The following is a 22,670-nucleotide window of genomic DNA, read 5'->3' on the forward strand; positions in this document are numbered from 1 at the left end:
ATTTTGAATTGTAAGTCCGCAATCGCCTATCATTTCACCCGTTTTCTTTAGGACCACCGCCCAAAGTCCAAATCCATATTTAGCATAATTCTCAATATTCCATTGAATCCACCATCTAACCTTTTCTTCGTCAAATGGTTTGGGATAATGCTCCATAGTTTCGTCATCAGAAAGGATTTCATATAAAGAATCATAATCTTCAAAAGTATATTCTCTTAATTTTAACCGCTCTGTTTCAATTATCATTATTACCACCTAAATTTCGTTCCTCACAGTAATGCGCTACTACTCGATATTATACACTGCACTATCTGCAAAAGTCCCCGCGCTTGCAGGGGGTCTCTGTATCATTTTCATAAGCTTTGATCTATCACGGAACTAAGCTAAATCAGAATTTAGAAGTTCCCTTTCTCGTCTTCCTGTAAAAAACAAATCCGTCCTCTTCTTTTATGATTTGATACCCTAATTTTTCGTAAAAAGCGTTTGTCCGTACATTCCAGCTTGGAGTGTCCAGATTAAATTCTTCGGCAAATGGGTAGTACTTTTCTATGCACTCCATTAAATGAGTTCCATAACCTTTTCTATGATAGATGCTGTCAATAAAAATTCTGCCAATGTACACAATATTTTTTGTTTCGCCCGAGAATATGACGGCTGCTCCCACAATATCTTTTCCTATCATTGCCTGATACAAATGCCCCTCTCGAGCCATTTGTTTATGCCATTCTACTGAATCATATTCAGGCGGACAGTCGCCTTTTGTTCCACCAACATTTACGTCTGTTTCAAATGCTCTGACAGACATGTCTACAATTGTTTTTACCTGTTTTTCTTCTGCTATGACAATATTCATTCTACTTCCTCGATCGTCTTACAAATTCTGATTTATCACAGTTCCCTGCTTACTATCCATATTATACACTGCACTGTCGCAAAAAGTCAAGAATACATATATGAACGCAGTTTGTTTTTTTGCTATAAAATTTGGGGCCTCTTTACGAGGCCCCTCCTTCGTTTGGGAGACTGAGTTTTTTTACAGCCCCTCTCGGTATCATTTTCATAAGTTTGAATCTATCACGGAACTAAACAAATCAGAATTTAGTTGCTCTTCTGCTTCTCGCCAATTTCGTGAATAAACTTTTCAAGCTCCTCCGAACGCAGCATTGGGGACATATGTCCACCATTCGCCAGATACCGTAAATCCTTGTCCGGCGCTGTGACACTGTCATAATAGTTCCGGATAATGCCACACGGATCATCGTGATCGCCCTGCAATACATAGAACGGCATTTGGTATTCTGTATTGTCTTTGAGCGTCTGCGCAAAGCTATCGCCGATCAGATTTACTTTGTCAGAAGAGATAAAGCTTTCAGAGTTGTAGGTCAGAATTCTGCAAAGCTCTGGCAATGTGTAGTACGGATTGAACCACGCGGAAGAAAGAACGCTGAAATCCGCATCGAAAACACTCTCCTGCCACCCAAGCTGCCAGCCAAAATGAAGCTGATCGCCGTATTTTTCTTGGAATTTATAATCTATCGGAAAGATTCGTTCTATATAGGCTTCCCTCAAATCACTGTTATCAGGATCAAGAAGCGCCTGCGTTAGCAGTTCCGTATCATATTGCTCTGCCATTGCGTGAAGTTCAGGATCGTTTTCAGTCCATTCAAGATAGACCCGCTTGATTCCATCGTTCATTTTCTGAATATCCGCAGACTCGGTTATGCCGAGTTCATCTTTTCCGGCACAGCAGAAGAAATCATAGCTGTATTTTGCGAGTATGTCATCATAGGAAAGCAGACCATCGCAGTAATCTCTGGCGTCCTGCCGCATTTGCTCCGTATAGATTCCGGCATGAACACCGACCGAGAGGTCGATGACACATTCCACCTTTTCCGGATGACGGAGCGCATAATCGTCGGCGTACAGCGTTCCGAACGAAATACCGAGCAGCGTCAGCTTATCCTTGCCTGTGTATGCGAGTACTTGATCGATCAGCATTTCAAGGTCGCTGCGCATCAGCTCCGCTGTAATCTCACTGTCCTGAGAATTGTGCAGCCATGTTTTGCCCGCTTGGCGCTGATCCCAGTTGACTACTGTGTAATCCTTTGCGAGCTTTCGCCAGATCTGAAAGTCGGCATAGCTGCGGGAATCGCCGGGACCGCCGTGCAGAAACAGCATGACAGGATTGTCCTTGTTCTCGCCGTAAATGCTGATCCACTGCTCCTGTCCGTTCACATCAAGATACATGGATTCGTTGATGCCGCCTTCAGGCGTTCTGTTATAATACATCTTTCCGATCAGGCGAACGATCAGAAGAATGATGATAATTCCAAGAAGAACTATCCCTGTCCATTTGAGTATCTTTAAAAACTTTTTCATGGGTGTCTCCTCTAAATTCAGATTTATCGCACCAACCTGCTTACTATCCATATTATACACTGCACTGCCGCCCAAAGTCAAGAATCCGTGTATTCATCGAAGTATTGATTTCTTCAATTATGTCTGTCAGTTTTTTGGTAATTCATATTGATATACCTCCTGTTACAGATAGCAGTATATCATATTACTGAAAAAATAAAAATGTAGCATTTTCGTCATTCTTATATGCCGTTTTTACTACATTTTATTTTACTATTTACATTTGAAAAGGGATTTGGGGAATACCTTTCCTCATAAAGTTTTTCCCCAAGTAATAACTATAAACTTCTATATGAGCATCGTAGTTAAGTACCTGATTGTTTTATTCGTTTTCGATTAGTTTTTTTGTGAACAGTTTGGACGGACGATGACCTGCTCCGCCTTCTATATCCCCTGTCTCCTCGACATACGGAGCTATTTTACGTCTGAAATTAGCCATTATCAGCTTCTTGTCAAGTATAGTCTCGTATATCTGCTGAAGATCGGTGAGCGTGAATTTCTCGGGCAGCAGTCTAAAAGCCGCATATGGCTTATCAAGGCTGCTCCTAAGCTTTAACAGCGCATTAACAATTATCTCGGCATGATCGAAAGCAAGGCTGTTCTTAGGTATTTCAGCTTCTGCAGACTGGTTATACAGCTCATTTGTATTATTTATCCTCACCTCAGAAACGTACTCCCTGCCGTCATCGCCTGTAAGAACAAGAGTATGACTGCCCTCAGACTCTTTAAGCGATACCTCATACCACTCCGCATTCTTTTCTGTAGCAGTATTTGTGTAGTCCATAACAGTCCAGTAGCAACAGGAAATTATCCAGCCTCTCGGATCTCTACCATACCTTGAAAGATTGCACAGCAACGACAGCGGCGGACATTCCACACCTGTTTTCTCTTTGAGTTTTCGGAATGCAGTCTCTTCAATAGTCTCCTGACGGCAGCAAAATCCGCCGGGAAGCGAAAGCATTTTATCAAAGGGCTCTTCTGTACGTTTTATAAGAAGTACCGAAAGCACAGGCTTTGAAAGGTGTCTGTAGCTCTCACTGCTGCTCTTGCGGACAGTGAATACAACAATATCCGCAGCCACAGACGGTCTGTCATATTTTGTTATATCGTAATCCATAGGAACCTCCACCGATAATATCTAATTAATAATAACACATATCATACTCCTGTGTCAATACTCAGTTTTACTTTATATATTCTGCACATAGTTAATATCGTTTTAATAATATCTATTTGTTATAAACACAGAAACTATATCAAAAGTCTTGACAAGCTAAGCTGTTAATGATATTATGATATTAACAAAAGGATATATTTCAAGCGCCTTTTATTTTTAGACTTTGATAGTATCATTTTGAATTTAACGAAAGGAAGGAGTATATATGGACATATCCGATATTCTAAAATGCAAATGTTGCTGCGATATATTCCCCGAGGATATAAACCTCGCCCAGCCGCTCTATATGGCACTGATGCTGAAATATCATCCTGATAAGTGCAGTGATCCGCGAGCAGCAGAAGCTTCGGCAGTAATAAACGAACTGTACGGCAAGCTAAAAAGATCATACAATTATAAGGAAAAGCTGTTCCGCTGCGGAAGTCAAGCTCTTGAGATAAAGTATCTCATGGAGATAAAACAGGAATACGGTACAGAATATATCGGTGACAGAAAAGTCTACCTGTTTATCAGCAATGATTTTTCTGACTGCTTCATCAATTCGGAAGCACGGACGGACCTGTTCTTCAAGGAGTATCTTCCGCAGCAGATACTGGCACAGTCTGAGGTGTTTCTGCCGCTGGTATCGCGTATATTCAATACCAATGACGGGCTACTCATAGAGACCTGCAAACGTGCAAGCGAACTACCTCTTTCAAAGATATTGGATTTCTACGGCGGCCGCCTTGATCACCGCCACGCCACATGGATAATATCACGTCTGCTCGGTATATGCTGCTATGCAGAGGCAAAAGGGATAGTCTGGAACTGTCTCGCCGAGGAAAATCTCCTTATTGATCCTGCAGAGCATACAGTGAGAGTTGGGGGCGGTTGGTGGTTCGCAGCAAATGATGGAAACAAAATGATAGGAGTACAATCAAGCGTATACAATTCTTTTTCATCACTGACAAAGACTGACGGTATCGCACGGCATATCAACGATCTAGAGAGTGTAAAGGCTCTTGCAGGAAGGATACTGCCTGACGAAGCTCCATCTGCCATAAAGGATTATGCCGAAAGCATATGCAGCGGATCTGCTTTCGAAGAAATGGAAAATTGGGAAGAAGCAATAATCAAGGGGTACGGTGAAAGAAAATTCACACACATGAACGTCAGACTGCCTGACATCGCAGGCTGAAAATAAAAATACACAGGAGGTAAAATTATGGGATACGGTGCATGGAGCTCAACAGACTGGAAAAGATATTCATCTGTTAAGATCAAAGGGAAAAATGTAAATGATATCTACAGCGCAACAAAAATTGATCCGAAGTATGATCCACGCTTGATAAAAGTGAGGGAAAGCTTTGATTCTGCAGATCACACGATAACAACTCCTATTATAATAGGTCTAGATGTTACAGGTTCAATGAGCGATCTGCTTGAAGTAACAGCCAACAAGCTTGGCGAAATGGTAAATGATATACTTGAACGTCAGCCGGTTGAAGGTCCACAGATAATGTTCTGCGCTGTGGGAGACTCAAGGTGTGACCGTTCACCTTTACAGGCTACACAATTCGAGTCTGATATACGCATAGCAAGCCAGCTCACAGATCTATGGTTCGAAAAAGGCGGCGGTGGAAACTGTTTCGAGAGCTATCCGCTAGTATGGTATTTCGCAGCAAACAAAACAAAGACGGATGCATGGGAAAAGCGTAAGAAAAAGGGAGTTATATTCACCCTCGGTGATGACGGATACCCCGAAAAGCTCCTTAAAGAGGAAATAGAAAGAGTATTCGGCGACAATGTCAGGGAGGACATAGATACAGCTGCACTCCTTGCACAGGTTAGCAGAAAGTACGATGTGTTCCACCTTATGGTAATGGACAGACGAAACGAACAGGTGGTAAAGCTGCCGAAATGGCGCAGGCTCATGGGCGAAAGGGCAATATCCGTAACTAACGTAAATGCTATCCCCAAAATAATAGTTTCGCTTCTGGAGAGCGTAGCAGGAAGAGATACAGCGGATATCATCAATTCATGGGACGGCGATACACAGCTTGCTGTAAGAGACGCTCTCGGCGGACTCCCTACACGGAAAAGAGGACTGCTGAACAGCATTATAAAATTCTGAGGTGATAATTATGAAAAAAGCATATGCGGTCATAGGAGCTAATTTCGGCGACGAGGGAAAAGGACTCATGACAGACCTTTTCTGCCGACTTGGAGACAAAGTAATCAACATAAGAAGCAACGGCGGAGCACAGGCTGGACATACTGTATGCACATCTGACGGCAAAAGGCACGTTTTCTCACACATAGGTTCAGGCTGTTTTGCAGGTGCTGATACATATCTTTCCGAGTATTTCATCCTCAACCCTATGCTTTTTTCAAAGGAAGCAGCTTCACTCAGATACTGCATGGGAAATATCTTCATAGACAGCCGTTGCATGATAACCCTTCCTTGCGATATGCTTCTTAATCAGTTTGCAGAAACAGTCCGTGGCCCAAAACGTCATGGCAGCTGCGGTGTGGGCATATTTGAGACAATAGTGAGAAACCGCGACAGCAGATATGCAATGAGATACAAAGATATGATGATATCCGACAGGCAGGTACTTAAAACACTGATAACCTCAATAAATATGGAATACTGCCCTAAAAGAGCAGCTGATCTCGGCATCACTGGCAAAGCTAAAAAGGAGTTTATGAATATATTAGCCAATGAAATACTGACCGAAAACTTTGTAGACGACCTTTACGCTATGGCAAGGCTTTGCCTTGAAACAGACGAACAGATAATCGAGGAATACGATACAGCTGTATTTGAGGGCGCACAGGGACTCATGCTGGATCAGTACAGGGATGATTATTTTCCTAATCTTACTCCCTCAAGCACAGGTATGAAGAATATCCGCGCCATACTTGACAGGCTGGAAAAGCGTGACACTGAGGTGTGCTACGTTACAAGGTCATTCTTCACACGCCACGGCGCAGGCAGATTTGACACGGAATCAAAGGATATAGCAGCATTATTCAGACTTTATGACAAGACCAATGCTCCGAATGAGTATCAGGGAAATTTCAGATACGGCTGGTTCGATCTTCCCGAATTTATGGCTTCACTGGCACTTGACAGGAAGTACATAGCAGAGGACGAAAAAGTATCCATAGCCGTTACTCATCTTGATATGACAGATGATATGATAATTTGTCCCACAGGAAAGCTCATGCCTGAGGACATAGCTTATATGGCGATCGCAGATAAACTATATAAGGCAAGCGGTGAAACTGCCGATGACGTTATATGCCAGGAAGTAATGGAGAAAGCCCTGTCACACAGATGAGCTAAAACCTTATATCAAAAAACAGAATGGGTTGTAAAAAATGCCTGCGGCTATTTTTGCTTCCGAATGTTGTGTACTGCAAAATATTTTTTAGAGTATGTAGCGAATTTTTCAGCACAAGCAACATGCTTATAACGTTATGAATGATTAAATAAATCAATTGCCATTTCGTTATTAGTGGGCAACTTTTGATCAACTAAACTGCATTAAATTGCAAAAGATGACCATAGAATATTTTACAAAAATTGAAGTATTTCAAATCATACCGTAGTTTTACGGTTTTATCCGAATTAACAAAACAATAATAATTAATTCAGATTTATCATATTAACCTATGCACTATTCATATTATACACTGCAATATCGCCCCAAGTCGAGGCTGCTGTATACCCCCTTCTTCAAGCGGCTTGACTGATCCTTTATAGTTTGATATAATAGAATATAAGAAGGCGTTCCTTGTGAGTAACGCCTAAGTCATGATCAGGGTGTTACTACTCAGTTGATTGACGACCTTAGCCAATTACTCAACTGCAAAGTTGAAGATATAATACAATACGAACCGTCTGATGCAAGTGGAATAGAACATGGCAGGCGAATAGTGTTTTTGCCTTTATTCCGTACAAAAGAGGTGATACTTTGAAGGGTCGAAAAGCAGTTAGTACTGTCGTAGATATTTTTATGTACCTGCTTTTGTTCATTCAGATGCTATATGTATTTACAGGGAATAACATTCACGAATTTCTTGGAATAGGCTTCTTTGTGTGTCTTATAATGCATCTGATAATAAAGAAGAAGATGCTACCTAGCGTTTTCAAATTCAAAGGCAAATCAAAAGCAAGAATCATTGCGAACATCGTAACAATTCTCCTGATAGTAGTTTCGATAATACTAATGATTAGCTCAATGGGGGTATCAAGAACTATTTTCTCGAATTTTCATTATGTCTGTGACGCTGATCTGCATGTATATCTTGCAACGACTGTTCTTACACTCTCCGTACTTCACGGAGGCATAAAATGGATTATGATGTCAAAGGAAAAGAAGAAAGTGGCTGTATTTGTAGCTGTCGGATTTATCGGATCAATTACGGCAGGACTTGCATTAGTTCCTTATTTAAACAGACATTTCAATGAAGTACAAATAAACTTTGCAGAAAAAATACATGGTGATGCAGTTAAATGGAAAGGTTCAAAACCACTTGTTGTTTACTTTACACGACTTGGCAACACTGACTTTGAAGATAATGTTGATGCAGTATCCGGTGCTTCACTCCTTCTTGCTGATGGAGTGCTTATGGGTAGCAATCAGCTTATTGCGAATATGATAGACGATGCCATAGACTGTGATGTTAAAGCTATTACAATCACCGGTGATAAATACCCTTCAAGTTACAGCTCAACTGTTTCAGTCGCTGGAAAAGAACTCAAAAAGAAGACACATCCTGCAATAGAACCAATTGATATTAAAGGTTATGATTCAATAATTCTGATATATCCACTGTGGTGGGGAACTGTACCTATGCCGGTTGCCTCCTTCCTTGAAAGTTGTGATTTCAGCGAAAAGGATATATACCTTATTGCAACTCAGGGTAGTAGCGGATATGGCGACAGTGTAGACGATATTAAAGAGATGGCTGAGGGTGCAAATATCCATAAGGTTATGAGCATATACTGTGAAGACATTCCTGATGTAAGAGAACGTGTTGGAAAATGGGTAAAAGAACTGAATAATTAGTTGTCAGCTTATGTGAATATCGCCTGGCGTTTTTTCTAATATTTTAAAAATATAATCTCAATTTACAAGTCTCAAGTACACCAAGGGATTGAGCTTACTCTTGCCTATATTTCTTAGAATAATCAACATTTCTGACTCAAACTGATATGCCCTAAAAACTAACATGTTTAGGCTTGTAGACCCAAAGTGTATGTAGCATAAAAAATCAAGGAATAGCATGTGAGCCGCCCCTTTTTGTGGCGGTTCGACTTTTCTATTTACATTGTATAGGTGATATAGTATAATAGGATACAATAAACAAAAAATGAGTATATATGGGACAGAAAGAGATTATCGACAGGGGCACTTGTCGAAAAAGCCAGAAAAACTAACCGCGAGTGGCTTACAAATTGGGCCATGAACTGCTCGACGAACTGGCCAAAACAATTGATCTTCCAACTCTTGAAGCAGAGTTTAGTAAGATTAATGGTATAGTTAGTAAGCGCCTTGAGAAGATAATGAGCGTTATAGAGAAATTTTTAAAAGAATAGATAATATCAAAGATTTACGAGGACGGCATTACGCCGTCCTTTATATATAATACTATGATAATTGTTCGTGTGGAATAGGTTTGAAAAATGCCTATTCCGCGCAAAAAATAAAAAAGAAGAGTTGAATCCCACTATTATACGCGTTACAGCCATTCCCATGATTCATTATTTTGAGCGAACAGAGAGCGTTTCAACCCATTTCTTATATCATTGACTTTGTGTTCAGGATTATGATATAATAAGCTATCTAATACAAAGGAGCTGATAATTTGAAAAAGATAATTTCTGTTATATTTGCTTCATTGATCTCAATACATACTTTTTGTCAGATGCTCCCTTCAGGTTCTGCTTATTCGGCGGACGATACTTCAATCGCAGAAGAGCAGCTTGATATGCCTGTAATATATATTGATACTCTTGGGAATAAAATCGACACAAAGAAAGAATATACAACATCTACTGTTAAGATACTGGATAAGAACGGTGTTCTTGATACACCCGAAACATCAGTGCAGATACGTCTACGTGGAAATGCAACGTTAAACTGTGATAAAAAAAGTTACAAGTTCAAATTCGACCAAAAGAAGAACCCGCTGAGTTTAGGCGAGGGTCCAGGTAAGAGCTGGAATCTTCTGGCCAACTATTTTGATTCGTCACTTCTTAGAAACATGACGGCATATCATCTGGGTGATATGTTTACTAATATGCCTTATTCCGTAAACAGCCGCTCTGTTGAAGTCTTTGTCAATGGTTCATATCAAGGCGTGTACCTTTTTTGCGAAAACATAAATGTCAACAAGTCTCGTCTCCCTATCGCCGAAGAACCTGAACTTGTGGAGGAAAACGGCTATCTTGTTGAACTTACAAGATCTCATAGCTTCGACTGCTTTACTATAGATTCTACTCAGTATACAATTAAAAGCAAGCTCTCAGATGACAGCTATGTCAAAATGCTGCAGAAGAATTATATATCCCAATATATGGAACAGTCTTTCGACGCATTGAGAAAAGGCAATAAAGAACAGATAGAAGAGCTTATTGATGTACCGTCTCTTGTTGACAACTTTATAGCCAACGAGATCTGTAAAAATCCCGACATTGGTTGGGGAAGCTTTTATATCTGCAAGGACGCAGGCAGCAAGCTAATGTTTGCCCCGATGTGGGATTATGACAGTGCTTTTGGAAATTTTGCTATAATTTACGGCTTTGACAGTCCTTATGGGATAAATGAGTATGATATAACTAACAATAACGCAAATTCCAATCAATGGTACTACTATGCTTTGCAGAATGACTGGTTTCGTGAAGCAGTGGCAGTTCGCTGGAGAGAAATGTCTGAGCAGATAAATACTCTTCCTGATTTCGTTAAAGAAGAAGCGCAGAAAAACCTGCGTTCTTATAAAAGAAACTTTGATATGTGGGAACCTATAAAGGAGTATTATTACGAGACTAACGATATATCAAAGTTGACCGAATATCAGGAGCACGCCGATTATCTCAGTGAATGGATAGGTAAGCGCATAAAATGGCTTGACGGTTATTTCAACTCCGATGACTTCATGAACGGCATTTTTTTCGACGAGAACTGCAAACCCGCAGACGTTGAAAATGCGTTTGCAGTCACTTGGTTTACATTCTACGATCTTCCTGATTTTATTGACTATGAAAGCCTGAGCTTTTCAATTGAAGCTTCAAGTTTTAATAAAGGATTTTTTCGGCGCTTTTTACTCAGGTCAGGACATAAGTACAAGCTTTCATTCGATGTTAGCGGAGCTTCGACAGCAGAACTTAAATTCATTATTAAAGCAAGTGAACAATACAGTGACTGGAATATTGAAGATACAGTTGATGTGACTGAAGAAAAAAAGCATTTTGAAAGAGAGTTTTCAGCAGAATATACAGACTATGCAAACTCATTAGAGCTTTCCATAAGCGGCAGCGGTACTGTAAATGTAGAGCATTTATCTCTGACCGAAGTCGAAAACAGCGGCTCTGCAATTAAAGGCGATGTCAATGATGACGGAAAGTTTAATATATCTGATATAGTAATATTCCAAAAATGGCTGCTTGGAGCAACAAATACAGAATTGGCAAACTGGAAAGCAGCTGATCTATGCGAAGACGACAAGCTCGATATTTTTGATCTTTGTATTATGCGGCGAATGCTGATAGAACTATGATCATATATTGACTATGTTTAAATTGATTCGCAACGAGCGGCATTCAGTAGGAAATGATGTATTGATAGTTATTCTCTGCTTTTATATTTCCTACACTTTAGTGCTAAAAAATATCATCTATTAGAAAACTTACTCACTTTGAGTAATGTCATAAAGTCAAAAAGATGTAAGAGACAAAAAAACTCTTACTTCTTTTTTTACTTTATAACATTATGCAGCTACGCAGACATTCTGTACCTTTATTATTCATAAGCAAAAGCAAAATCTGTTCCGTTATTGAGCTCGTCAAGCAGCTCCGTCAGTCCCTGCTGTCCGTGTTTCTCTATCCAGCCTGCAAGTTCATGCTTCGCATTCAGATAGCGGAAGCGTCTGTCCCCGGCTTCTCCTGCATAGAACTCCGCAGGAGCGTCCATATCTTCAAGGGCTATGATATTTTTTCCGCTGTCCGTCTGCTTTATCCACTGTTCTTCGCTGTACTGCTCACGGTAGTCATTCTGGGTGGCAAGTCCCTCATCGAACCATGTCGGTATACGTTTCAATGCACTCTTTGAAAGCCGGGTGTGCAGCTCTGCATGAGTGATCTCATGCGCCAGAATATCAAGATTCAGATACTCGTCCGATATGCATATATAGTGCTTTTTTGAAGGCGCAAAATAAGTGGGCGTAGCGTGATCTTCGCCAAGCTTTGAGATCAGTTTTTCATCATCGCAAATAATTATGATAGTCTCGTCCCAAAAGCTCAGCTCTCCGAAGAAAGTCCTGTCACGCTCCTCCGCCTGACTGATAAGCTCAAGCACTTCCTGCTGATCTCCTGCATAATTTTTGTTGATATAGACATTGTCAGCGATCTCTGTAAAAACTGGTCTGTGCGGAACAGTCATCAGATAACCGCATTGGCTGAACTGGAAGAAATAAACAGCCGACGCTGTGACCAGAAGCAGTATTGCGGCAATAACGCAGCGAAAGAGCTTCTTTTTTTCATATCTCTCTTGCTTCATATATCTTTGCGGAAATAAACCACGAAACAATGAATATTGTCAGAGCAGCTGCAAATATAACAGCGATTACTAACGGCTGAGTCAGCTTGGATAAGAATGATGTAACATCTGCTCCCATAAATGCTGAAGACAATCCCGCAACAGCTATACCTGTCAGAATAAAATATACAACTCTGCCCTTGGCTGTACCGTATTTAAAGTCAAAGGGATACATAAACGCAGGAAGAACAATGGAAATTGAAGATGCCGCTGTAAGATAAACTGCGATATCACTAAGGCTCAAAACTTTATCCTTGTTTACGATATTTATAAGGATAAATGCCGCCAGTGCCATTGCAGATGACAATACAGCAGAAAGAAGCACAACTATATACTTTGAAGTAACTATCTTCTTTCTGTCAACTGGAAAACAAGCTGAGTATTTGTCCCACTTGCTCATTTCATCTACAGTAAGTCCCTGCTTTACAAGCATTGGAATCAGGAAAGGTATGAACATGATATATGCAGCACTCTTCATAAAAACTCCCAGTACTACAAACATGAGCAGACATAAAAACTGCATTTTGTTGTTCTTTATTAATACAAGAATTTCCTTTGTGATAAGACCCTTCATCATTTTAGTTTTCCTCCTTAGCCATAAATACAAACAGATCCTCTATCGAAACAGGTTTTGTTGTGAAGGACTGAGGTATCAAATTTTTATCCACTATAGCCTCTGTGCTCCATTTGTTTGAACGCTTACCCTTGATAGCATTTTCATCAAGTTCGGCAAGCTGGTCCTCGGTAGTATTTATAAATACATACTGCTCCAGCAGGTTGTCCTTTTCTTCACAGAGCATAAGCTTTCCCTTATGCATAAAAGCTATATAGTCACAGAGCTTTTCAAGATCGCTTACGATATGTGAGGATATCAGTATGGAATGATTTTCCTCACGGGTAAAGTCGTTGAGAATGTCGATTATCTCATCTCTTACAAGGGGGTCAAGTCCGCTTGTGGGCTCGTCAAGTATAAGCAGCTCAGCGTGATGAGAAAGAGCCACTGCAATTCCCAGCTTCATTTTCATGCCTTTTGAAAAGTCTGAGAAAGCCTTGTTCTTCGGAAGGTCGAACTTGTCCAGATATTCATTGTACAGCTTTTCGTCCCAGTTGCTGAACAAATTCTTCATTATTTTATTGATATCGTTTGCGTTCAGCTTATCTGGAAATCCGACTTCATCAAGAACAACACCGATACGGTTTTTCAGCTTTGCTGAGATTGGCTGCCCGAGGACCTCGATATTGCCGTCATATTTTATCGAACCGAGAATAGAACGGATAGTCGTACTTTTTCCGGCACCGTTTTCACCGATTAGCCCAAGAATACAGCCCTGAGGCAGTGAAAACGAAACATTGTCAAGTTTAAAACCGTTATAATTTTTTGTAAGATTACTGATATTTATTGCGTTCATAAAAACATCTCCTTTAGTTTTCGCTGAGGTATCTGTACATATCTATTATATCCTCTGTAGAAAGGCTGCATGAGGCGGCACGCTGCCGGACTTCCGTCAGAAGCTCCTCTATCTTTTTGAGGTTTTCCTCGCGCAGAAGCTCAGTATTCTTAGGAGCCACAAAGCAGCCTTTTGCAGGCTGGGTATATATGAATCCCTCACGTTCAAGCTCGTCATAAGCACGTTTGGTAGTTATCACGCTTATACGAAGGTCTTTGGCAAGATTTCGTATGGACGGGAGCGGATCGTTTTCTTTCAGCTCTCCGTTTATGATACTGCTTTTGATCTGATTGTAGATCTGGTCATAAATGGGGGCGCCGTTTTTATTATCAATGAATACATTCAAATTATCACCTCGCATGTGAAACTGTTCATCAAGTCCTGTCTGTATATACACAGTATACACAGTTAAAACAGATTTGTCAATACAGCGCGGCAGAATTTGTATAATGTTTCAATTTCGATGTGGATTCTGCTGACAATATGTGAAATATTTACAACGAGTTACTGTCTTTAAGACAAAAAAGCCCCCGCAAGTGTGAGGACTCTCTGTATCCTTCTTCAGTTTTTATTTCTTTAAGGCTTCAATGATGCTGTTATCACAGTGCATCATGTTATCAAATGTTTGCTCTTTTCTTGATGAGTAAAGCTGTATCAGGTATATATTGCCGTATTTTTCACTTTTGCAGTACATATTGCCGCTTTTATAATAAATTTCATCGCCGCCATGCCAGTATGCCTCTATGCTTGTAGGACGTGTCGGATGAAGTTCCCAGCCGCAGCCGTAGTCATATTTATTGTCGTACATCGAAGCAACAGGATTATCGGGATCAAGCTGCAGATCAAACATCTTGGCAAGTGAATCCTCATTTATCAGATTGCCGCCGATAAGTGCCCTGTCAAATGCTACCATATCAGCCGCACAGGAATGAATACCTCCGGCTCCTCTGGCTGTTCTCGGAGAGTCCATGCCTGATGAGCCCATCAATTCTATGAATTCAATATACTCATCTTCTTCAGGAAGCTCGGCAACGCTTGTGAGATCGCCTGTTCTCATGCTGCTGGAATGTGCCATTCCGCACACGTTGAAGATATTGTTCTTTACGTATTCATCATAGCCAATGCCTGTTATCTTCTCGATTATCATAGCAAGCAGAGTATAGCCGGCGTTGCTGTAATTACTCTCTGTACCCGGTTCACAGATAAGCTCGGCACTGAAAAGTCCGTTCAGAAGTTCCTCATCAGTGTAACCGTCTGTATAATATTTACGAGCAATCTCAATGTTGTCAGAGCCGTCTTCATTCAGCATAACATCATCAGGAAAGAACTCCCTGTTTAATCCTGCCTGCATATGAAGCAGATCATATACGGTAATATCCTTGCCTCTGTCAAATTCGGGAAAGAACTTATCAATGGTATCATCAAGTGAAAGCTTTCCCTGTTCGCAAAGCTGAAATATACAGGTCGCAGTGAACATTTTTGACAAGGAAGCTATATCGTAAGTTGTGTATGCGCTGACCTTATTCCCGTCAATATCCAATGAATTAAGTCCTGCGATAAATATTATCTTATCATCTGCAGCAAGTATACGCACACCCTTTTCGTCCTTTGACTTAGCACATTCCTTTTTCATTATATCAACGAATTTTTGGAGTTCCTCATCATCGGTGCTCCATGTATTGTCGGTCTCGTCGTAAATGAGCCCTTCTGTTACATCGAGATTAACCGCCATAACAGTTTCTGTTATAAGCGGTACTGTGGGAGTGTCTGTATCTCTTTTTTTCTCTGCACATCCTGTCATAGTTAATATCAATGCTACAATAAGTGCGTATATGTGTTTTCTCATAATTTCCTCCTCCCAAAAATGCTATATGTTATTGCTTAACTAGCTCACAATCAGAATTTTTGCCAGTGCAGCTGTTTTTCCAAATCGGGGATAAGCTGTTTCGTGCGAATGGCATTGTCAGCTTGCCTTCCTATCCCTATAAAACACGGTATCATATACTCCTCTGGGAATCCCGTCGCCTTTCTCGCCAGTGCCTCCTCGTTGCCGCAGGGGATACGAAGATTACAGCCGTATCCCTCTGCCGTTGCGGCAAGCCACAGATTCTCAATACTGCACCATATAGAAGCAAAACAATTCAAATTCGAAAGATCGGCAGGATGAAGCACATCAACTTTTTTCTTCATAAGTGGAATGATGACCGCCGCCGCATTTATCAGCATACTGTACTGTTTAGGAACAGCAATTTGATAGCTTTCCTTCTGAACAGGATCGGATATGAACGTCATTTTATCGACATCCTTAACAGTCAGATCTTTAGGAACTCCCTCCAGTACCTCGCGCATAACTGCTTTATCTGTCACAACGATAAAATGCCAGTCCCTGAAATGATCATTAGTCGGTGCTTTATAAGCTGCCTCTATAATTCGTTTCAAAGTTTCCTGCGGTATCGTTTCATCAGTAAAATCTCGAACACTGCTTCTTTTGTTTACAGCTTCATAAAAATCCATGATCTGTTCCTCCTTAAATTCCCGATTTTCTTAGTGATTTTTTACTATCCATATTATACACTGCACTATCTGCAAAAGTCAATACGGCTATACGAACAAGTCCCCGCGGGGACTTACTGTAGCTTTTTCAGGGCTTAAACTCTGCATATCTGAAATAAAAACAGCTCCTGACTTATAGCCCGGAGCTGTTTGCTCAGAAATTATCTGACACGTCTGTTATCTTCCATTTTCCGTCTTCCTTTACGACCTCGACTGTCACTGTTTCCTCAGCGCCGTAATTATTGTTTTTTATCTTTATAGAATAACCGTCGGCATTTGTTTCAGACTCAGTTATAACAGGATTATCATCGCTGAATGAATATCTGCCCCCAACAGGACGATATTCTATGTAAAGTTCGCCGTTAACGTCTATGCACTTAGGATGCTCTGTTCCAAAGAGTGAATCATACCTGCTGTTCAGAAATTCTTCTGTCATACGTATCCTGAGATAATCGTATACATCAGCAGTGGTCCTGTACAAACCGTTGGTAGACTTATGATAAACTGTTCCGTCGTAAGTAGTATATTCTGCATTCGTATCCGTCTCCACACCGCTGCCGCTCATAAGACAGTCGGCAAAGGCAAGCGCATCTCTTATGTCCATTGCTTCAGGAATAAGCGGAGCAAATGGCTTACCCGTAATATTGCGGTGAAAAGTCATACCGCCCTCATTATCGGAGCAGATCATATCGAAAGGTTTTTCAGGGCAAGCAAATTCGACCCATAGTGTATCATCGGGCTGATAGAACGAATACATATATTTTTTGCTACCGTCAAGCTGTTCCTTTGTATCAATTTTTATAGTACCATAACGTGTACCGCCATACCTGTATTTCACAGAGCAGGAGCCATCATCGTTAACTGTGAGCAGGTTTCCGATATCTTCCTGTACCCATTCTCCCACAAGATCGCTAACTGAATAATCAGACGCTGAGATATCGTCTGCTGCAGTCTGAGTGAATGCGGCTTCTGTATTTTCAGTACCGGCAGTGACTGTTGCAGAAGTGATTTCCGTGGTTTCCGAAGCAGTGGTAACATTTGTATCGTTCTTGCTTCCGTCATTCTGTTTGTCAGAACCGGTCTTTCCGCAGCCTGTCAGCGTGAATACTGCAAGCATAAAAACCAGTGTGAGTTTTGATTTTGTTCTTTTCATTTTCTTTCGATCCTTCCTGAAATAGCTTTGCTGTAAAACAGCTTTTAAATTATATCAAGTTGTTTCCATAAATCAACTGCGGAGCAGTATCTTTACTTTCTATTACCGGCAATGCAGACGAGCTGATAGATATTTACCGCAATTGATCTGCTATGTACCGTTTTTCAAATATAACATACGCATCCAAGGAGCCAAGTGTCACATCTTTTCAAAAAAACTATTTCAAAAAAGACGTAAGAGAGCAAACTCCCTTACGCCTTCTTTTCAGCTGTCAGTCATACATATCCATGTATACTGTTGAATGTTTGATCCAATCACCTGACAGTGAACTGAACATTGACCTTTGCAGCTTTTCCCATGTCACTGACGAATCGTTTACCAGAACATATTCATCTGTGTATCTGTACAATGCCGTATCTGGATTTTCTGCGGACAAATGAAGCAGATATTTATATGTTTCATCGGTATCAAGCTCTGTCTCATCACTTTTTCTCATTTTTACATGAAATTCTTCTCCGTCATAATGCAGCATACAGAAGAACAGCTGAGGATATAGGTCTTTTTCTTTCTCATACAGTTCAGGAGAAATGCCTTCCTCATACAGCACATAATTATATACACACATAACTGAAGCAGGCTTTTTCGTGTTTACGGAATCAAAAAAACTGTCCCATATCTCCTTTCCAGAAGTAATATGAGTGTCGTCCTGAACAACGACAGGGTTATTATAGGCCCATTCCAGAGCTTCTTCCGCCGTAAGGAGCTTATTATTTTCAAAAATCTCCTCAGGCGAGGGGCCTCTTTCACATACCTTAGCTGCAGAACCATCATCTTCCTGTATCGTAAATTCAGCAAAAGCATATCCTTCACTAGATGCTCCAGTCCCCCTCAGATTAATGATCTTTTTACCGATACGGTATTCACCTGCCGGCAGTTCACCGTAGATCATATCCCATTCCACGTCCCATGCAGCCGTGGCTTCCTTTTGTATAATCCATGCTTCAGATGTCCAGACGAGCTCTTCTTCATGAGGGAGATACTCAACGTCCTCCCACACGCCGCCATTTAGATTCTGTATCACAAAATAGCTTCCCGTAGATAATTCATGCACCTTCTTTCCACCTGACTGAGTACACTCTATCGTCAGACCTGTAGGCGTAACGTCAAGGGCTTTCAGCGTAATGCCCCATTCCTTTGACATAGGACCGTAAACTATATCCAACGCGGAGTCAGCGGTCACGAGATTATACCCTTGATTAACCTCTTCAAAGGTGATATTTCCACTGTAAGGAACATATGTTTGAAGCTCGATAATAGTATTGTCCTCGTAAATGCCGTAGGTACCATCAACTGTATCAAAAAGTGCTATACTGCCTTTTTCAAGAGCTTCGTTGAGCTTCGGTGCATACATCTGACCGCCCCAGAAACTGAGCTCATGATTTCTCAGGAAGCGCATATCACAGTTTACAAAGCCTACATACTGTTTATCGCTTACTACTGGAAAAATCCAATTATTCAGAGGAGCGACTACCGTATCATCTCCGACTAGAACTGATTTGAATGGCTTTGCAACTACTGCATCACGATAAGGTGCGCCGCTGATCTGCAGGGGATTTGAATCGCATGTGAAACTATCGTAGGACATCGTAAATTTCCCGTTTTCAATAACCGTCTCGTAGGGTATCTCCTCAGTGGAGCCAATTTGATCCTCTATGGAGCCCGAAGAAAGTTCGCCGCCTCCGTCGCGCATATAAAAGGAATTGTTTTTATAGAAGATCGCCGCCCCAGTAAGCGCCGAGCAGATAAGGGCCATTGAAGCGGAAACTGTTAAAATCTTTTGCCATAAAGGTCTGTGGTATATCTCAACGCCGGAAACTGACGCTGAATACTTGCCGTCTCTGTCTGACGCCCTGTTTTTAAAGAGCTCTTCGCTCCTTGCAAATAGCCTTGAAACGTCGCTGTCCGACAGAGCGCTGTAGCTTTCAGACAGCGTTTCTATGGCCTTGCTGTCCGCATTTTCAAGTATATTGAGATTAAGTTCATCATTCTGCATAGATAAGCCCCCTTACAAAGAGATATCTGCTTTTTCAAGCATTTCTTTTAGCTTTTTTACAGCCCGTCCGCTGCGGACGCGGATATTCTCTGGTGTAAGCTTCACCATGCCGGCTATCTCCGTTGCACTGCGTCCGTAGTAATATTTCTGAATGATAATGGTGGAATCAGGCTCGCCTAGCTCGGCTATCTTTCCTAGTATTATCCTGCGTTGCTCATTGGCAGCTATCTCGCTTTCTACGTCCTGCTCCGAGCACATGGATTCATCGTCTATGGAAACGGTCTCAGCACCGGATATTCTGCTTTTATACAGCACGGCTGCCTTCCTCCTTGCAATTGTACCGATAAAGCCTGACAAATCACCGCTGACATTCTTTTCGGGATTATAATAGCAATATACATCTGCGAATACATCGCAGACACATTCCTCTATATCTTCACGAGCGGCAACACTTCTGAGCCTGTTGAAAACTATTGTATATACATAGCCGCAATAAGCTTCAAACAATTCCTTATGCGCCTGTTCAGATGATTTTTTCTTTTTATCACGAAATTCCTCATGCGTCATTCGCATCACCGCCTTCAAGCTTATATAAATGCATTTATTTGGGCTTTCACTAGATCTATTGTAAATTATACATCAAAACATAACACGCATCAATATATTATTATGTTTTAACTATTATACCCATATATAACATGCAGCGGACCGGTTTAGTATTAAAACTAAATCAGTCCGCTGCTTTAGATCGAATATGTTGACGTTCACATAAATATGACCGTCAGCTTTTACAGATATAATTACTTTGCCGGCTTGACCTTCCATTTGGCGTTTTTATTAGCTCTAGTCACATAATAGGTCTCGCTTCCGGAAACGATATGATACTTATTGTCATTGATTTTTTCATAGCCTCCAGATTTTCCGTCATACTGACCTCCGGTGATGCTGAAAGTACCGACATTACCGCCAAATGACGGACTGGCGCTGAAGGTGCCCCCGTCTTCCATGTTTCCGGAGCAGCTGACCAGACAGCCAAGCATAAAGGTACTGATAAAAATAGTGAAGATTAGTTTTTTAAATGTGGATCTCATTTCTTACCTCCGTTAGTGTAGTGTAGTTAGTGTAACAAATAATAGTATCCGTTTAGATTATAACATTTGATAGTATCCGTGTCAACCTTTTACATATTAGGGCCATATAGAAAATTAATATACCGATGTTTAAAATCTTACGCTTTTTGTTTGATAATATTGACATCCAACCGTCTATACTGTATCATGGAACACATAAGGTGGTAATTTATATCCTAAAAAAATGCTAAAGGACTGATTCCAATGGAAAGCGTGATAAGGAAGATTTAAGCGATCTTATAATTTGTGTGCATATCAGAAAAGTGTGAATTTAAACATATAAGCAAACGTCTCTTTACCGAAATACGGTTAATCCAAAAGGAGAATGAAAAATGTTTGATACCAGATTTGAACACACATATACAGCCCTTGTAAAAATATGGAATAAATATCCCGATATCAAGCTCAAGTATTTGAAAACAAATGGCAGCGAGGAAGAAACCATTGACCGATTCATTCAGAACAACTACAGCGAGTGCTTCTTTGAAATGGAACAGGTGATTGAACGGTATTACGGCGAAAGCCGAAATATCCCTAGCCATAAGATAAGAGAGTTCTTCTCCCGTTATTTTGGAATGTTTTGGTATTCAGCCTTAAAAGAGGATTAAAAAGAGCCCTCTCAGTTCAATCGTCAGATTGGACCGAGAGGGCATTTTACGTTATTCTGAGAAATATGCAGCTGCGACCGCTGTTTATGTATTCCACGCTCCGCGAGCCGGACATTGTTATCGTATGTTCCTTCTCTCGGGGTGTTCAGCGTAGTATCTTTCCTTATCCTTGTACATTGCCTCGTCTGCTATTCTCATAGCATCCGTGATACTGCTTTTCAGATCGTTATAGAAACAGCCAACTGAAAAGCAGACCTTGTCCGGATCAGACGCTCTTTGCCTCAGCATGAGAACTTTTCTGCTGAACTCCTCCTCGGAGCAGTCGGATACTATAACCATGAATTCATCGCCGCCTGCACGGTATATCTCGTCTCCGATAAATATCTCCTGAAGGAGCAGCGCAGCTTTTTTTATGAGCAGATCGCCGGCGGTATGTCCTCCTTTATCATTGACCGTTTTCAGTCCGTTCAGGTCGGAAAATACGACGCCATAAGGCTTGTCTATTATGTTCTTTCCTGATAGAATCTTATCCACCCTGTTGTTCATTGCGTTGCGGTTATTTATACCTGTAAGTATATCCGTAAAGCTTATATGCTCCAGCTGTTGCATCATATTGTAGCTTGCTATCTCGGATGACAGGAAGAACGTTGTAAGCTCCAGCGTATCCTTGATACGACGGGAGTTTTCAGTATCAAAATTTGAAGCCCATATATATCCCAGCAGCTCGTTCTTGAACATCAGCGGGAACAGTACTATGGTTTTTCCGCCTGCACTTGTGATAGAATGGTGCCATACAGGGTTCCTTTCCCTGACGAGCTCCATATCACTCTCGTTTTTTATGATGAGACAGTTGCTGCCTCCGATAGTATCCAGCCACGAATAAGCGATATCATAAAAGGCGTCGTCCACATATCTGTCCATAGGGAGAAGCTTGCTGTCCTTTGAAAAAGCCTCGCAGAGCACAGAGCACTGACGCGTGACGGTATCCATAAGCAGTATGCAGCAATGCTCGGAATCGCAGAGGTCGCGGATATCCGAACAAACTGCCTTCATAGCCGCCCTGAAATCGTCGGGGTTCTGGAGCTTGATACAGGTCTCAAGCACAGAACAGGCTATGTCTGCCGAGAGAGCGGACAGCCTTTTTGCGTCCGGCTTGAAATTAATCTCCATTATGTACAGACAGTAGCATATATCTCCTTCGTCCGGCATCAGGGGCACAAAGGTCATATTGAACCATATATCATACCTTGCAGGGTGCGCGTAAGAGTGTATGCACTTCTTTTTTACGGCAGCCTGATAGCAGGCTTCTTCAAAGTTCAGATC

At 41.2% G+C, this 22,670-nt stretch carries 21 protein-coding genes; 6 read left to right on the forward strand and 15 right to left on the reverse strand.

Annotation, left to right across the window (positions count from 1 at the left end; all coding sequences use genetic code 11):
• The 4 genes from J6U00_RS12350 to J6U00_RS12365 form a co-directional block, all read right to left on the reverse strand.
• Nucleotides 1-246: GNAT family N-acetyltransferase (locus J6U00_RS12350; RefSeq protein ID WP_296582290.1), on the reverse strand; the 246-nt coding region annotated here is incomplete at its 3' end.
• Nucleotides 247-388: 142 nt separating this feature from the next.
• Nucleotides 389-853, reverse strand: coding sequence for a GNAT family N-acetyltransferase (locus tag J6U00_RS12355; RefSeq protein WP_296582292.1), 465 nt, complete (start codon nt 851-853; stop codon nt 389-391).
• A 245-nt stretch (nt 854-1,098) separates the two neighbouring features.
• Nucleotides 1,099-2,379, reverse strand: coding sequence for an alpha/beta hydrolase (locus J6U00_RS12360; RefSeq protein ID WP_296582294.1), 1,281 nt, complete (start codon nt 2,377-2,379; stop codon nt 1,099-1,101).
• Nucleotides 2,380-2,740: 361 nt separating this feature from the next.
• Nucleotides 2,741-3,535: an NUDIX domain-containing protein gene (locus tag J6U00_RS12365; RefSeq protein WP_296582296.1), complete on the reverse strand. Its 795-nt coding sequence runs from the start codon at nt 3,533-3,535 to the stop codon at nt 2,741-2,743.
• A gap of 265 nt (nt 3,536-3,800) precedes the next feature.
• Between J6U00_RS12365 and J6U00_RS12370 the strand changes: the two genes are divergently transcribed.
• The 5 genes from J6U00_RS12370 (at nt 3,801) to J6U00_RS12390 (ending at nt 11,365) form a co-directional block, all read left to right on the forward strand.
• On the forward strand, nt 3,801-4,772 hold the full coding sequence (locus tag J6U00_RS12370) for a J domain-containing protein (RefSeq protein WP_296582298.1): 972 nt from the start codon (nt 3,801-3,803) through the stop codon (nt 4,770-4,772).
• A gap of 27 nt (nt 4,773-4,799) precedes the next feature.
• Complete coding sequence (locus J6U00_RS12375; RefSeq protein ID WP_296582300.1) at nt 4,800-5,708, forward strand: hypothetical protein; 909 nt, start codon at nt 4,800-4,802, stop codon at nt 5,706-5,708.
• A gap of 10 nt (nt 5,709-5,718) precedes the next feature.
• Nucleotides 5,719-6,921 carry an adenylosuccinate synthetase gene (locus tag J6U00_RS12380; RefSeq protein ID WP_296582302.1) on the forward strand — a complete coding sequence of 401 codons (1,203 nt, stop codon included), beginning with the start codon at nt 5,719-5,721 and terminating at the stop codon, nt 6,919-6,921.
• 636 nt (nt 6,922-7,557) lie between these two features.
• Nucleotides 7,558-8,655 (forward strand): flavodoxin, encoded by a 1,098-nt coding sequence (locus J6U00_RS12385; protein ID WP_296582305.1) that lies wholly within the window; start codon nt 7,558-7,560, stop codon nt 8,653-8,655.
• 799 nt (nt 8,656-9,454) lie between these two features.
• The gene (locus J6U00_RS12390) at nt 9,455-11,365 is read left to right on the forward strand and encodes a CotH kinase family protein (protein ID WP_296582307.1); all 1,911 of its coding nucleotides are present in this window, start codon (nt 9,455-9,457) and stop codon (nt 11,363-11,365) included.
• 242 nt (nt 11,366-11,607) lie between these two features.
• Here J6U00_RS12390 and J6U00_RS12395 read toward each other — a convergent pair whose 3' ends face one another.
• The 10 genes from J6U00_RS12395 to J6U00_RS12440 form a co-directional block, all read right to left on the reverse strand.
• Nucleotides 11,608-12,363, reverse strand: a complete 756-nt coding sequence (locus tag J6U00_RS12395; protein WP_296582309.1) for a hypothetical protein — start codon at nt 12,361-12,363, stop codon at nt 11,608-11,610.
• A complete protein-coding gene (locus J6U00_RS12400; protein ID WP_296582312.1) occupies nt 12,344-12,979 on the reverse strand; it encodes an ABC-2 transporter permease in 636 nt (211 codons plus the stop codon). Before J6U00_RS12400 ends, J6U00_RS12395 begins: the two co-directional genes overlap by 20 nt.
• 1 nt (nt 12,980) lies before the next feature.
• The gene (locus J6U00_RS12405) at nt 12,981-13,811 is read right to left on the reverse strand and encodes an ABC transporter ATP-binding protein (RefSeq protein WP_296582313.1); all 831 of its coding nucleotides are present in this window, start codon (nt 13,809-13,811) and stop codon (nt 12,981-12,983) included.
• A 13-nt stretch (nt 13,812-13,824) separates the two neighbouring features.
• On the reverse strand, nt 13,825-14,196 hold the full coding sequence (locus J6U00_RS12410; protein WP_296582314.1) for a GntR family transcriptional regulator: 372 nt from the start codon (nt 14,194-14,196) through the stop codon (nt 13,825-13,827).
• Between the two features lie 222 nt (nt 14,197-14,418).
• A complete protein-coding gene (locus J6U00_RS12415) occupies nt 14,419-15,696 on the reverse strand; it encodes a serine hydrolase domain-containing protein (RefSeq protein ID WP_296582316.1) in 1,278 nt (425 codons plus the stop codon).
• A gap of 50 nt (nt 15,697-15,746) precedes the next feature.
• Entirely contained in the window at nt 15,747-16,364 is a 618-nt protein-coding gene (locus J6U00_RS12420) for a nitroreductase family protein (RefSeq protein ID WP_296582318.1), read from the reverse strand.
• 193 nt (nt 16,365-16,557) lie between these two features.
• Nucleotides 16,558-17,556 carry a hypothetical protein gene (locus tag J6U00_RS12425; protein WP_296582320.1) on the reverse strand — a complete coding sequence of 333 codons (999 nt, stop codon included), beginning with the start codon at nt 17,554-17,556 and terminating at the stop codon, nt 16,558-16,560.
• A 271-nt stretch (nt 17,557-17,827) separates the two neighbouring features.
• The gene (locus tag J6U00_RS12430; protein WP_296582321.1) at nt 17,828-19,609 is read right to left on the reverse strand and encodes an immunoglobulin-like domain-containing protein; all 1,782 of its coding nucleotides are present in this window, start codon (nt 19,607-19,609) and stop codon (nt 17,828-17,830) included.
• Nucleotides 19,610-19,621: 12 nt separating this feature from the next.
• Nucleotides 19,622-20,176 (reverse strand): sigma-70 family RNA polymerase sigma factor, encoded by a 555-nt coding sequence (locus J6U00_RS12435; protein WP_296582324.1) that lies wholly within the window; start codon nt 20,174-20,176, stop codon nt 19,622-19,624.
• Between the two features lie 233 nt (nt 20,177-20,409).
• Entirely contained in the window at nt 20,410-20,700 is a 291-nt protein-coding gene (locus J6U00_RS12440) for a hypothetical protein (RefSeq protein WP_296582325.1), read from the reverse strand.
• A 371-nt stretch (nt 20,701-21,071) separates the two neighbouring features.
• Here J6U00_RS12440 and J6U00_RS12445 point away from each other — a divergent pair, with 371 nt between their 5' ends.
• Entirely contained in the window at nt 21,072-21,347 is a 276-nt protein-coding gene (locus J6U00_RS12445) for a hypothetical protein (protein ID WP_296582328.1), read from the forward strand.
• 117 nt (nt 21,348-21,464) lie between these two features.
• Here J6U00_RS12445 and J6U00_RS12450 read toward each other — a convergent pair.
• On the reverse strand, nt 21,465-22,670 hold a 1,206-nt coding region (locus tag J6U00_RS12450), incomplete at its 5' end, for a GGDEF domain-containing protein (RefSeq protein ID WP_296582331.1).

It is taken from the genome of Ruminococcus sp., assembly GCF_017650195.1.
Classification (GTDB): domain Bacteria; phylum Bacillota; class Clostridia; order Oscillospirales; family Ruminococcaceae; genus Ruminococcus.